The organism is Longimicrobium sp. (assembly GCF_036388275.1).
Taxonomy (GTDB): domain Bacteria; phylum Gemmatimonadota; class Gemmatimonadetes; order Longimicrobiales; family Longimicrobiaceae; genus Longimicrobium.
The window spans coordinates 62,923-75,592 of sequence record NZ_DASVSF010000100.1; the positions used below are offsets into that span (position 1 = coordinate 62,923).

At 70.9% G+C, this 12,670-nt stretch carries 12 protein-coding genes; 8 read left to right on the top strand and 4 right to left on the bottom strand.

What is annotated here, in order from left to right; translation table 11 throughout:
- Positions 1–51: 51 nt before the first annotated feature.
- From VF632_RS21275 to VF632_RS21310, 8 genes are all read left to right on the top strand, one after another.
- Positions 52–1,017 (top strand): regulatory iron-sulfur-containing complex subunit RicT, encoded by a 966-nt coding sequence (locus VF632_RS21275; RefSeq protein WP_331024935.1) that lies wholly within the window; start codon positions 52–54, stop codon positions 1,015–1,017.
- Positions 1,014–2,549: a methionine--tRNA ligase gene (metG, locus tag VF632_RS21280; protein ID WP_331024936.1), complete on the top strand. Its 1,536-nt coding sequence runs from the start codon at positions 1,014–1,016 to the stop codon at positions 2,547–2,549. Before VF632_RS21275 ends, metG begins: the two co-directional genes overlap by 4 nt.
- Before the next feature lie 4 nt (positions 2,550–2,553).
- Positions 2,554–3,486, top strand: coding sequence for a carbon-nitrogen hydrolase family protein (locus VF632_RS21285; protein ID WP_331024937.1), 933 nt, complete (start codon positions 2,554–2,556; stop codon positions 3,484–3,486).
- A complete protein-coding gene (locus tag VF632_RS21290) occupies positions 3,486–4,013 on the top strand; it encodes an alpha/beta hydrolase (protein WP_331024938.1) in 528 nt (175 codons plus the stop codon). The genes VF632_RS21285 and VF632_RS21290 overlap by 1 nt, the downstream gene beginning before the upstream one ends.
- A gap of 121 nt (positions 4,014–4,134) precedes the next feature.
- Entirely contained in the window at positions 4,135–4,542 is a 408-nt protein-coding gene (locus tag VF632_RS21295) for a response regulator (RefSeq protein WP_331024939.1), read from the top strand.
- A 354-nt stretch (positions 4,543–4,896) separates the two neighbouring features.
- Positions 4,897–5,805, top strand: coding sequence for a M23 family metallopeptidase (locus tag VF632_RS21300; RefSeq protein ID WP_331024940.1), 909 nt, complete (start codon positions 4,897–4,899; stop codon positions 5,803–5,805).
- Between the two features lie 76 nt (positions 5,806–5,881).
- On the top strand, positions 5,882–7,060 hold the full coding sequence (locus VF632_RS21305; protein WP_331024941.1) for a hypothetical protein: 1,179 nt from the start codon (positions 5,882–5,884) through the stop codon (positions 7,058–7,060).
- Entirely contained in the window at positions 7,057–8,265 is a 1,209-nt protein-coding gene (locus VF632_RS21310; RefSeq protein WP_331024942.1) for a hypothetical protein, read from the top strand. Before VF632_RS21305 ends, VF632_RS21310 begins: the two co-directional genes overlap by 4 nt.
- Before the next feature lie 125 nt (positions 8,266–8,390).
- On the opposite strand, the gene VF632_RS21315 is transcribed toward VF632_RS21310, so the two are convergent.
- The 4 genes from VF632_RS21315 to VF632_RS21330 all read right to left on the bottom strand — a co-directional run bounded on the left by VF632_RS21315 (position 8,391) and on the right by VF632_RS21330 (position 12,662).
- On the bottom strand, positions 8,391–8,534 hold the full coding sequence (locus VF632_RS21315) for a hypothetical protein (protein WP_331024943.1): 144 nt from the start codon (positions 8,532–8,534) through the stop codon (positions 8,391–8,393).
- Positions 8,531–10,498, bottom strand: coding sequence for an ATP-dependent zinc metalloprotease FtsH (gene ftsH / locus VF632_RS21320; RefSeq protein ID WP_414682910.1), 1,968 nt, complete (start codon positions 10,496–10,498; stop codon positions 8,531–8,533). Before ftsH ends, VF632_RS21315 begins: the two co-directional genes overlap by 4 nt.
- A gap of 187 nt (positions 10,499–10,685) precedes the next feature.
- Complete coding sequence (locus VF632_RS21325) at positions 10,686–11,177, bottom strand: hypothetical protein (protein WP_331024945.1); 492 nt, start codon at positions 11,175–11,177, stop codon at positions 10,686–10,688.
- A gap of 75 nt (positions 11,178–11,252) precedes the next feature.
- Positions 11,253–12,662, bottom strand: a complete 1,410-nt coding sequence (locus tag VF632_RS21330) for a SusD/RagB family nutrient-binding outer membrane lipoprotein (RefSeq protein WP_331024946.1) — start codon at positions 12,660–12,662, stop codon at positions 11,253–11,255.
- Between the last annotated feature and the right edge of the window lie 8 nt (positions 12,663–12,670).

Below are 12,670 nucleotides of genomic sequence, written 5' to 3' on the forward strand. Positions count from 1 at the left end.
CCGGCGTCCCCCGTGTGGACGCGCGGCGCGCGCGATAGAAGTGGAGGTACCATGGGCCTGGAACTCCCCGTGTTCCAGCCCGTTGCGTCGCCCCAGGACCAGGCCTTCCTCGTGGAGGTCGGGTTCAAGGGCATGCGAAAGGGCTTTTTCACCTGCACCGATCCTGGAGTGCGGGTAAACGACTGGGTTCTGGTAGAGGTGGAGCGCGGCCACGACGTGGGCCGCGTACGGTCGCTGGGCGGGGTCGCGCAGAAGAAGTGCGGCGACTCGCCGGTATCCGTCATCCTGCGCCACGCCGACGACGAAGAGGTGCGCCAGCTGTACGCCCTTCGCGCCGACGAGGAGCGCGTGCGCCGCGAAACGCGGCAGCGCGTGCAGGAGCACGGGCTTCACATGAAGGTCAGCGACGCCGAGTGGCAGTGGGACCGGAACAAGCTGACCATCTACTTCACGGCCGAGCGGCGGGTAGACTTCCGCCAGCTCGTCCGCGACCTGGCGCGCACCTTCCGCAGCCGCATCGAGCTCAAGCAGATCGGCGTGCGGGACGAGGCGGCGCAGCTGGGCGGCGTGGGGCGCTGCGGCCGGCAGCTCTGCTGCGCCACCTGGCTTCGCGAGATCAAGCCCATCTCGCTGCAGCTGGCCAAGGACCAGAGCCTGTCGCTTAATCCGCAGCAGATCTCCGGCACCTGCGGCCGGCTGATGTGCTGCCTGACGTACGAGCACGACGCGTATCTGCAGGCCCGCAAGCGCTTTCCGCGGGAGGGAAAGACCATCCGCACCACGGTGGGCGCCGAGCGGGTGATCGCCATCGACATCTGGCGGAGCACGGTGACACTGCAGGACGAGCAGCGCCAGCGCCGCACCATCGATCTCGACCAGCTGAAGGAAGAGACGGCGGCCACGCCCGCGGGGCCCGCGCGGATGGAGAAGCCGTCGCACCCCGTTCTTCCCAACCCGGCGCAGCCGCAGCGGCCCCCGCGCCGCCCGCGCCGCCAGACGGAGCAAAAGCCCGAGTGAGCCGGTTCTACATCACCACCGCCATCGACTACGCGAACGGCGACCCCCACCTGGGGCACGCGTTCGAAAAGATCGGCGCCGACGCCATCGCCCGGTACCACCGGCTGATCGGCGACGACGTCCGCTTTTCTATGGGGATGGATGAGCACGGGCAGAAGGTGGCGCAGACGGCCGCCGCACGGGGCGTGGAGCCCCAGGCCCTGGTGGACGAGCTCGCGGGCCGCTTCCGCGCGCTGTGGAGCAGGCTGAACGTCAGCAACACCCGCTGGGTGCGCACCACCGACGCGCACCACCGGCGCGGCGTAAAGGCGTTCATCGAGCAGGCGCTGGAGCGCAACCCCGACGATTTCTACGAGAAGACGTACGAGGGGTGGTATTGCGTCGGCTGCGAGCTCTTCAAGCGCGAGAACGAGATCGCCGACGGGCGGTGCGTGCTCCATCCCACGCGCGACCTGCAGTGGACGGAGGAGCGCAACTGGTTCTTCCGGCTCAGCCGCTACCAGGACTTCCTGCGCGCGCACTTCGAGGCAAACCCCGGCTTCATCCTTCCCGAGTCGCGCCGCAACGAGCTGCTGGCGCTGCTGGACTCGGGGCTGGAAGACATCTCCATCACCCGTGCCCGCCTTTCGTGGGCCATCCCCTTTCCCAAGGCGACGTCGGATGGCGAGACGCAGGGGACGTGGGTGTGGTTCGACGCGCTGCCCAACTACCTCACCGACACGGGTTATCCGGACGACGAGGCGTGGCGGGAGTGGTGGCCGGCGCAGCTTCACGTGGTGGGCAAGGACATCACGCGGCTTCACGCCATCATCTGGCCGGCCATGCTGCAGTCCGCCGGGCTTCCCCTTCCCGAGCGGGTGTGGGGGCACGGCTTCGTCACGCTGGGCGGCGAGCGGTTCAGCAAGTCGTCCGGCGTGACGCTGGACCTGGACGAGGCCATCGACCGTTTCGGCCCCGACGCGTTCCGCTACTACCTGCTGCGCGAGGTGCCGTGGGACAACGACGGCGGGTTCAGTTGGGAGCGCTTCGCCGAGCGGTACACGTCGGAGCTGGCGAACGGGCTGGGCAACCTGGCCAGCCGCAGCACGTCGATGATCGGCAAGTACCGCCAGGGCGCCGTCCCCGCGTCGCCGCTGGAGGCGGATCCGGTGATCGCCGACGCGGTCGCGCGGTACCGGGCGGCGATGGATGCCAACCTCCTTCACGAGGGTGCCGCCGCCGCGTTCGAGGTCGTGCGCCACGCCAACGCCGTCGTCGCCGAGCGCCAGCCCTGGTCCGTCGCCAAGGACCCGTCGCGCGCCGACGAGCTGGACCTGACCCTCGCGGCCATGGTGCGCTACCTGGCGGCCGCCGCCACCATGCTCTCGCCCTTCATGCCGTCGAAGTCCGCGGAGCTGTGGGAGCGCCTGGGCTCCGGGCGTGATGCGCTTCCGTCGCTGGACGAGCTGGCGACGCTGGACGTGTCCGGCTGGAGGGTGCAGTCCGGCGGCATCCTGTTCCCCCGCCCCGAAGTCGCGGCATCCGCGGCGTAAGCCGGTGACCCACGTTCCCGTCGCTGTCGTCCAGGCGGAGGTCGAGCCCACTCTGCAGGGGGGGCTCGTTAACACTCGTGAGCTGGCGATTGAGGCCGCCGCGTCGGGCGCGCGGCTGGTCGTCTTTCCGGAGACGTGGATTCCTGGCTATCCCGCGTGGCTGGACGTGTGCCGCGACGCCGCGCTGTGGAACCATCCGCCGGTGAAGCAGGCGTTCCGGCGGATGGCGGAAAACAGCGTCGTCGTCGCGGGCGAGAGCGGGAGGGCACTGGGCGAGATCGCGCGCGACGCCCGGGTCACGCTGGTCATCGGCGTCAGCGAGCGGGTGGAGCAGGGGCCCGGGCGCGGCACGCTCTTCAACTCCCTGCTGACGTACGGGCCCGACGGCGCGCTGCTGAACCACCATCGCAAGCTCGTGCCCACCTACACCGAGCGCATGGTGTGGGGCACGGGCGACGCCGACGGGCTCACTCCCGCCGAGACCGAGGTGGGGCGCGTGGGCGGGCTGGTGTGCTGGGAGCACTGGATGCCGCTCGCCCGGCAGGCGCTGCACCAGGCGGGCGAGGACATCCACGTGGCGGTCTGGCCCACCGTGATCGAGTCTCACCAGATCGCCAGCCGCCAGTACGCGTTCGAGGGTCGCTGCTACGTGCTCGCCGCCGGCGCGCTGATGCGGGCGACCGCGCTTCCGCCGGAGTTGGAGCCGCACCCGGACCGCGTGGCCTCGCCCGATGCCTGGCTGCTGCGGGGCGGAAGCGCCATCATCGGCCCGGACGGGACGTACATCCGCGAGCCGGTGTACGAGCAGTCGGTGACGCTGTACGCCGAGCTGGACCTGGCCCGCGTGCGCGAGGAATCGATGACGCTGGACGTGGCCGGCCACTATCATCGCCCCGACCTTTTCGACTTCACCATTCACCGCGGACGCCGGGCCTGATGGGCCGGCTGGTGATCCCCGGGTGGACCAACTCCGGCCCGGAGCACTGGCAGAGCCTGTGGGAGCGGGATCATCCCGGCTTCCGGCGGGTGCAGCAGCGCGACTGGGACCATCCCGATCGTGCCCAGTGGGTGCGGACGCTCGACGCCGCCATCCGGGCGGAATCGGAACCGCCGGTCCTGGTGGCGCACAGCCTGGGCTGCATCGCCGTCGCGCACTGGGCCGCGGCCCACGATCGCCCCATCGCGGGTGCGCTGCTGGTGGCCCCCGCGGACGTGGAGCGGGCGGATGCGCCGGAGCCCATCCGCAACTTCGCCCCGGTGCCGCTCGCGGTGCTCCCCTTCCCCGCCATCGTGGTGGCCAGCAGCGACGATCCATACCTGGGCCCCGAGCGCGCGGCGCACTTCGCCCGATGCTGGGGCGCGCGGCTGGTAAACCTGGGGGCTGCGGGGCACATCAACACCGGCGCGGGGTTCGGTCCCTGGCCCCAAGGGCTGGAGCTGCTGGCCGAACTGGATCGCCGCTGAGAAGCGGATCTAGGGCCGGCGCCGGACAGGGGCACGCACCCGAGTCGCGTGATGCCGGACCTTTCCTTGGGCCGCAGGGTCTAAGTCCGAGAATCCATCCACTTCGCCGCGTCAGGACACAGTGGCAGGCAAGACCGTGCTTCTCGTCGAGGACGACGAAGCCAGCATCGACATCTTCACCACCATTCTCCGCCACGGCGGGTACCAGGTGCTGTCGGCCAAGAGCGCGTCCGAAGGCGTGGACATGGCCGTTGCGCACCGCCCCGACATCGTCGTCGTGGACCTGGGCCTTCCCGATGCGCCCGGCTTCGAGGTGCTGAGCGAGCTGACGGACCATCCCGCGACGCAGGACACGCCGCTGATCGTCTGCACGGTGCACATCTTCGCGCACGACATGGTGCGCGCGCACCGCGCGGGTGGCGACGTGTTCCTGCAGAAGCCCATCGCGCCGCAGGACCTCCTGGGCCACGTGGACCGTCTCCTCTCCGGCGCGGCGGCACCCGAGCCTTCGCCCGCGGCCGCATCGTAGCCGCGGACTGCACACTGCCACAGGAGCAGATTCTGCAACGAAGCGGGCAATCTGCGGCGGATGCTCGTCGCGCCCCGTCTTTCGTTTGTGACCCAACCGGTTGTCCCGCAATAAGTTGCGAAACTCGTCCAAACCGGAACGTTTGATGCCCATCCACCTGGCGTAACCCGAAGCATCTACTCACGTTGTGAGGGGTCCGGCAGCGTTTGCTTGACACCCCCGTCCCCCCGGCCTAACTTGGCTGCCTTCGCCATCATTCTGGCCAGATCCTGATCCGGAGCGCGGGTGCCATCTCCCCGCGCCGTTCCGTCACCAGCATATCGCAGCCGCATGCCCCAGTCCCGCTGGACACTGATGCTCGTGCCCCACGACAACGAACGAGTCCGCTCGTTCCAGGTGTCGGCACGAAGCATCCGCAACGCCCTGAGCGGCGCCGCCATCTTCGCCCTGCTCCTGGGCACCTTCGTCATCTCCTTCGCCGTCAAGCAGTCGCACCACTCGCAGAGCGCCGGGCTCAAGCGCGAGAACCAGCTGCTGGCCGCCGAGGTCGACGAGATGCGAAAGCAGATGGAGGCGCTGGACCGCTCCATTGCGGCGCTGGCCAAGAAGGACGAGCAGGTACGGGTGATCGCCGGCCTTCCCGAGGTGAACGCCGACGTGCGCAAGGCGGGCGTGGGCGGTCCGGGAACGGGAAGCATGGGCGCCCGCGCGCTGGCCAAGCTGAACCCCGGCGTGGGCCGTAAGGTCGAGGCGACCTCCGAAGACCTGGACGCGCTGATGCGCCGCGCGTCCCTGCTGCGCGGCAGCATGGACCAGGCGGTCACGCAGATCCGGCGCAACCAGCAGCGCATGGCCTCCACGCCCACCATCCTGCCTACGGACGGCCACCTGTCGTCGCTCTTCAGCGGCAGCCGCTACCATCCCGTGCTGCGCATCTCGCGCCCCCACAAGGGCATCGACATCGCCGCGCGCATCGGAGAGCCCATCCTGGCGCCGGCGCGGGGCCGCGTGGTATTCGCGGGCAATCGCAGCAACGGCTACGGCAACATGGTGGAGATCGACCACGGCTACGGCTACGTCACCCGCTATGCCCACGCCTCGCGGCTTCGCGTGCGCACGGGGCAGATGGTGGACCGCGGCGACCGCATCGCCGACGTGGGCAACACCGGGCTCACCAGCGGGCCTCACCTTCACTACGAGGTCGAGGTCAACGGCAACCAGGTAGACCCGATGAACTTCGTGATCGGCGACGCGCTGCCCTGAGCCGGTCCGCCGTCCGACGGTCGATCCGAGGAGCGCCCCCTTGCCGGGGGCGCTCCTTTTTCGTATCTGACGCAGCATGTTGAGCTTGCTGATCGCCCTGGGGCTGGCCGCGTCCGACTCGGTGCCCCGCCCCGCCGCCGCCCAGCCGGCGGTGGTGGTGCACTACCAGCCCGCGCTGCCCATCGTGGCCCTGCGCCTGTCGCTGCTGGCGGACGACCCGCCCGGGTACGCCGGGGCCGGGCACCTGTTGCAGCACCTGCTCCTTCCGCAGCTGGAGGAGCGGATGGCCCGCGTGGGCGGGCGCGTGCAGGCCGTGCGCACCTCCGACGCAGTGGTCTACACTGTCGTGGGCCCCGCCGTGGAGTTGGAGTACCTTTCCGAAACCCTGCGCCTGACGCTGCGCGCCCCCGCTGCGGGGACGGGAGAAACCCTTCGTGCCCTCGCCGCCTTGGGACAGGAGCGCGGGGCGGAGCGCGAGATCGCCGGCGCCTTCGTGCGCACGGCCCTTCGCGGCGTCCTGTTCCCGGGTGACCTTTCCGCCGCCGGCACCGACGCCGCGGCCGAGCGCCTGGCGACGGCGCGGCTGGCGGACGTGTGGGGCGCCATGTACAGCCCCGAGCGCATCTCCATCGTGGCCGTGGGCGACGTGAGGATGGATGACGTGCGCCGCGCCTTCCGCGACCTTCCCGCGGCGGGCTCCGTGCGCCTGGAGTCCCTTGCCGACACCGTTGGGCCGCTGGCCGGCGCGGCGCCGCAGGCCACGCGCGGGTGGGTGGCCCGGGGGTGGAACGCGTCCCCGCTGGACCCGGCCGCGGTGACCGTCACCGCGCGGCTGCTGCGCAACCAGCTGCGGCGGCGGATGAGCCGCTCGGCGGTGGAGGTGGAGCACTGGTGGACCCACCACGGCCAGGCCGTCGCCCTCGTCGTCGCCACCCCCGACACGCTGATGCCCACGGCGCGGCGGACGGTGGAGGGGGCGTTGGCCGCCGTCGCCACGGCACTGGACGAGGCGCAGGTGCGCGACGCCGCCGCGAGCGTGCGCCGCGAGATGCTGTTCTACGCGCGGACACCGGAGCGCATGGCCGAGGTGCTGGGCGCGTTCGGCGACCGCGGGCTGGATTCCGAGGCGTCACAGCGCTTCTTCGCGGCGGTGGACCGGGTGACCCCGGACGACGTGCGCGCGGTCCTGGCCGCGCTGAGGGAAACGGAGCCCGCCATCATAGAGGTGCCGCCCCAGAAGCTGGAGGCGAATTGATCCGCGCCCGCCATCTGCTCGCCGTCCTCGCCGCCGCCCTGCTGGCGCGTCCCGCCGCGGCGCAGGAGCGCGTGCTCGTCCGCCCCGAGCCGGGAACGCCCGTCGTCGCCACGGAGGTGCTCATCGCCGTCGGTCCGGCGGACGAGGCCGAGGGCAAGGAAGGCATCACCTACCTGACGGCCCGCAGCGTCACCGCGCCCATCCTCCCGGTGCTGGACTCGCTGGCCGCGCATCTTGAAGTGGAGCAGCACCGGGACGCGGTGTCGTTCACCGTGATCGCCGCGCCCGACAACTGGCAGGAGGCCACCCGGACGCTCCTCGTCGCCCTCTTCCGCGACCCGGTGGACAGCGTCGCCACGGTACGCCAGCGCGCCGTAGCCGTAGCCGAGCTGCAGGCCCGCGAGCGCAGCCCGTCGGACGCGCTGGCGCGGGGGGTGGACGCGGCGGTGTACGGCGAGGACCACCCGTGGTCGCGGCCGGCCGCGGGAACGGCCCGCAGCGCGGGGCGCATCACCGTGGCGGAGGTGGACGCCTTTCTCCGCGGCAGCTTCACGGCAGACCGCGCGGTGATCGCCATCGTGGGCCCGGTGGAAAGCGACGCGGGCCAGGCGCTCTCGGCCTTCATGGAGCCCGGCCCCCTGCGCGCCGCAACGGTGGAGACGCCGCGTCCCGCCGACGAGCCGGTGCGCCAGACGTACGAGGCCATCACGGCCTGGGTGGCCGCCGTCTACCCGTTCGGCCCCGACGCCGACGACGAGGCGCTGCGGATGCTTTCGCGGCTGGCGCTGGAGCAGGTGTCGTTCGGCGTGCAGCGCCCGCAGGTGTACGACTCGCGCGCCGAGGTGGTGCGGCACGCCGCCGGGGGCGAGCTGCGCCTGGAGATGGTGGTGCCGCCCGGCGAGGTGGAGCAGTGGGCCGAGCGCCTGGGGCAGGCCCTTTCGCGGTACGCCGACGAGCCCCTGAGCGACGGCCTCTTCGCGCAGCGGCGGCGGCGGTACCGGGGCGAGCGGCTGCTGGCCCTGGAATCGCCCGAGGCCCGCGCCCGGGTGCTGGCCCGCCAAACGCTGCTGGGGCTGCCCACGGTCCCCCTGACGGACGTGGAGGGCCTTACCCCCGAGCGCCTGGAGCAGGCCGCGCGCTCCCTCGGCAAGCCCGTCATCGTCTTCCTGGGACCTTTCGTCGACGAAGACGAGGACGAGTCCTGAGGCGATCGTCTCCAGCGCGGACGGGTCCCACGCGGAGGCGCGGAGAAAAAAGAGAGCCGCGGAGGGGCAGGTGCCCCCTCCGCGGCTCATCCGCTCCTCCGCGTCTCCGCGTGAAACCCCTTCCCCTACCGCTCGCCCTCGGCCTGCGAGGGCTTGTCCTCGGGCCCGTCCTGCCGCCGCTCGGTGGGCGTCACCGGCCGCTCGGGCTCGGGCTGGTCCTGCTCGCCCACGTCGTGCGGGCTCTTGTCTTCGTAGCGCGGGTCCTTCACGGCTGCCTCCCTCGTCTGCGGCTGGAGCCTCGTCCGCCCCGCGAGGGCGGCTTGGCCACGGTGTCGTCGCGGGTGGCCGAGCTGGCCGCCGCCTGGATTCCCCCGCCGGCCCCGTTCACCGGCGGCGTTTCTACCACGCGCTCGGGGGGCGGGTCGTGGCTGCGGGGCGGCAGGCCCATGATCTCGCGCAGCTCCGCCTCGTCCACCACTTCCTTTTCCAGCAGCCGCCGCGCCAGCACCTCCAGCACGTCGCGGTCGGCCGTCAGGATGCGCCTTACCCGCTCGTAGGTTCCCTCGATCAGCCCGCGGATCTCGCCGTCGATCTCGCGCGCCGTTTCTTCCGAGTAGTTGCGCTGCGCCGGCATCCCCCCGTCCTGCTGAAGGAACTGGGTGCGCCGCGGGCCCGCCAGGTTCACCGGCCCCAGCTCGCGCGACATGCCGTACTCGGTCACCATGCTGCGCGCCAGCTCCGTCACCCGCTCCAGGTCGTTCCCCGCGCCGGTGGATATCTCGTTGAAGACGATCTCCTCGGCCACGCGCCCGCCCAGCAGCACGGCGATGCGGTCCATCAGCTCCTGCTTCTGCAGCAGGTAGCGGTCTTCCGTCGGCAGCTGCTGCGTGTAGCCCAGCGCCGCCACCCCCCGCGGGATGATGCTGATCTTGTGCACCGGGTCAGCCGTGGGCACGCGCTCGGCCACGATGGCGTGGCCGGCCTCGTGGTAGGCCACGATGGTGCGCTCCTTGTCGTTGATCAGCCGGTTCCGCTTTTCCAGCCCGGCCACGATGCGGTCTACCGCCTCGTCCACCTCCTGCATGCCCACACTGGCCTTGTCGCGCCGCGCGGCCAGCAGCGCCGCCTCGTTCAGCAGGTTGGCCAGGTCGGCGCCCACGAACCCCGGCGTGCGGCGCGCGATGCGCTCCAGGTCCAGGTCCGGCCCCAGGGTGATGCCCTGCGCGTGAATCTTCAGGATGGCCAGGCGCCCGCCGACGTCGGGGCGGTCCACCAGCACCTGCCGGTCGAAGCGGCCGGGGCGCAGCAGCGCGGGGTCCAGGATTTCCGGGCGGTTGGTGGCGCCCATGATGATCACGCCCAGCCGCGGATCGAACCCGTCCATCTCCACCAGCAGCTGGTTGAGCGTCTGCTCGCGCTCGTCGTTGCCGCCCAGCATGTTCCCCGGCGAGCGCGCCTTGCCCAGCGCGTCGAGCTCGTCGATGAAGATGATGCACGGCGCCTGGCTCTTGGCCTGGGCAAAGAGGTCGCGCACCCGCGCGGCCCCCACCCCCACGAACATCTCCACGAACTCGGCGCCGGAGATGGAAAAGAAGGTGACCCCCGCCTCGCCGGCCACCGCGCGCGCCAGCAGCGTCTTGCCCGTGCCCGGGGGGCCCACCAGCAGCACGCCCTTGGGAATCTTGGCCCCCAGCCGGGCGAACTTGTCGGGCGTCTTCAGGAACTCCACGATTTCCTGGAGCTCCACCTTGGCCTCGTCCACCCCCGCCACGTCGTCGAAGCTGACCCCGGTCCCTTCTTCGCCCACGATGCGGGCCTTGCTCTTTCCCACCGTCAGCACGCCCTGCGTGGGGTTCATCCGCCGGAACATGAACACCCACAGCCCCACCAGCAGCAGCAGGGGGAGCAGCCCCCAGATCACCATTCCCCAGCGCGCCTCGGCCATCCCCTCGTACGGGACGTTGCGAGCCTCCAGCAGGGGCACCAGCTGGTCGTCCTCGACCTTGTCGGCGCGCCAGCGCTCCGGCCCGCCCGCCTTGCGGATGGAGTCGGTGGCGATGGCCTCGATGGTGGTGGCGCCGATCCTCACCTTTTCCGCCTGGCGGGCGGAAATGCGGTTCTTGAGGTCGCTGTAGGGGATCTTGGTGGGCCGGGTGGGGCCCAGGACGTTCGCCAGGATGAGCACCCCGAACAGCGCGAGCAGGGGCCACATGGAAAAACGCGGCGGCTTCATGCCGCCGCCGGGGCGCTGGCGCCGGTCGCCGCGGCGCCTTTCGTTGGGAAATTCGGGCTGGGCCATGCCCGCCGGGGAAGCAAGGACCGGACCAGCCCCCACCCGCCTGGATGCGCCGAAAACGTACGACGAAACGGGCCACCCCGTACCGCGGGTGGCCCGTTCTCGATCATCGGCGAACCGCGCCTCACTGCGGCGGCGTGGTGGTGCCGCCGCCGCCGCCGTCGAACACGCCCACCCCGCTGGCCGCCGTGGCCAGCAGCAACGCGCCCACCACGATGAGCGCCGCCGCCAGCACGCTCTTGCGGGTGCTGAGCTGGCGCTCCCGGAGCGAGCCGATTCCCGACACGGGGATGCGAACCACTTCTCCGTTCCACAGCGACTCGATGTCGCTGCGGTCGATGGTGCGCACCACGCCCAGCTGCAGCGTGTCCGCCGTCATCTGCTGGATCACGCCTTCCACCTCCACGATGCGCGGGCCCACCTGGCTGGCGATGCCCACCGATCCGGCGTCGGTGAGCGTGGCTACCACGCGGGCGCCCACCGAGGCCTCGGGGGTGGCCACCGGATGGATGTTGTAGCACCCGGCTTGCGGCAGCAGAAGGAGCATCGCGGAGCACAGCGCCGCCACGCGGAAGAGCGGGCCCCGCGGGCGCCCGAAAGGTACGAGCTGGTTCATACGCATCTCCAGAGTACGGGGAACGGCCCGGGCAGCAATGCCCGGGCCGTTCGCTGACGTTCTTTTACCGCGTGCTCAGCTCGTGCACGGGTTCGGATCGTTCCAGTTCCGCAGCGGCTGCAAATTGGGAAGCGGAATGTTCGGGTTGCTCTGCCGCTCGGACTGCCCGTACGGAAGCCGTCCGGGGACTTCCTTGGCCACCGGCGCGCCGGCGGGAAGGATCGCGGGGTAGCAGGTGCGCTTGTAGTCGTTCCAGACCTCGATGTTCTGGAACAGCGCGATGTACTTCTCCTCCATGATCATCGGCAGCGTCGCGGGCCCGGCCAGGGCGGGAAGCCCGACGGACGTGCGGACGGCGTTCACGTGGGTGATCGCCGTCGGATCGCCCAGCGCCAGCTTGGCCTCGGCCAGGATCAGCTGGTTCTCTTCCCAGGTGACGATGGGCTGGCGGAAGTTGTAGGGCCGGCGCGCCGGCGCCACGATCGAGGGGGTGGTGCTCGCGGCACCGAAGCGGTTCGCCCCGATGATCGAGTCGGCGATCAGCGTGAAGTACCCCGCCTTGCGCGGGTCGCCGGTGCGGCGGTTGAGGAGGGTGGCGAGCGCCTGCCCCGCCGCCAGGTCCGACCGCGCCACGATGAACTGGCCCCAGAGGTTGCCTTCCTGCTCGGTGGTGCCGTGGAACGTCCGCAGGTTACCCAGTGCCTGCTGGTTTGTCGCAAGCGCCACGCCGTCAGGCGTAGCCATGCCGGTCGCCGGATTACGGGGGTATTCCTCGTTGATGCCGTTCTGCGCGGCCGCCAGCGCGGCCTGGTACGCCGGCGTGCCAAGGCGCTCGGCCGTGTGCATGTGGTAGCGGGCCTTGAGCGTGTAGGCCACGCGAATCCACCGGGCGGTGTTGCCACCGAACACCAGGTCGTTGGCGGCCGGGCCGGGGCCCGTGCCGCCCAGCAGGGTGATGGCTTCGCTGAGCAGGGCCTGGATGTCGGCGTACACCTGCTGCTGCGGGTCCAGCTTGGGAGCCGTCGCCTCGCCGATGGCTTCGCGGTAGGGAATGTCGCCCCACACCGACGCGGCCGTGCCCATCTGCAGCGCCTCCCACACCTTGGCGATCCCCTCGAACTGCTGGTCGCCTGCGGCGCGGGAGTTCGCCTGGATCTTGCGCCAGTCCACCAGCCCGCCGCCGGTGTAGAAGCCCGCGAACATGGTGGTGTAGGCAGTCTCGGTGTTCAGGTACGAGCTGCCGTAGTCCTTCTGCTGGTTGTTGGTGCCCGACAGCTGCTGGATGAACATCGCGGCGCTGCGGGCGATCTGCCCCTCCTGCCGGACGAACGCCTGCGCCTGGGCGGCCACGAACAGCTGCTGCGTGGTGGACGTGACCGGCTGGTTGGGGTTCTCGTCGATCCCCGCGCCGGTAAGGAAATCGCTGCACCCCGACACCGCGAGCGTGGCGGCTACGAGGCCCGCGAGCGTGAATTTCTTGCTCATCAGGTTGC

Excerpts from the sequence above, each read along its gene's own strand:
- VF632_RS21275 (WP_331024935.1), top strand. The coding sequence starts at position 52 with ATGGGCCTGGAACTCCCCGTGTTCCAGCCCGTTGCGTCGCCCCAGGAC.
- VF632_RS21290 (WP_331024938.1), top strand. The coding sequence starts at position 3,486 with ATGGGCCGGCTGGTGATCCCCGGGTGGACCAACTCCGGCCCGGAGCAC.
- VF632_RS21300 (WP_331024940.1), top strand. The coding sequence starts at position 4,897 with ATGCTCGTGCCCCACGACAACGAACGAGTCCGCTCGTTCCAGGTGTCG.
- VF632_RS21305 (WP_331024941.1), top strand. The coding sequence starts at position 5,882 with ATGTTGAGCTTGCTGATCGCCCTGGGGCTGGCCGCGTCCGACTCGGTG.
- ftsH (WP_414682910.1), bottom strand. The coding sequence starts at position 10,498 with ATGAAGCCGCCGCGTTTTTCCATGTGGCCCCTGCTCGCGCTGTTCGGG.
- VF632_RS21325 (WP_331024945.1), bottom strand. The coding sequence starts at position 11,177 with ATGAACCAGCTCGTACCTTTCGGGCGCCCGCGGGGCCCGCTCTTCCGC.
- VF632_RS21330 (WP_331024946.1), bottom strand. The coding sequence starts at position 12,662 with ATGAGCAAGAAATTCACGCTCGCGGGCCTCGTAGCCGCCACGCTCGCG.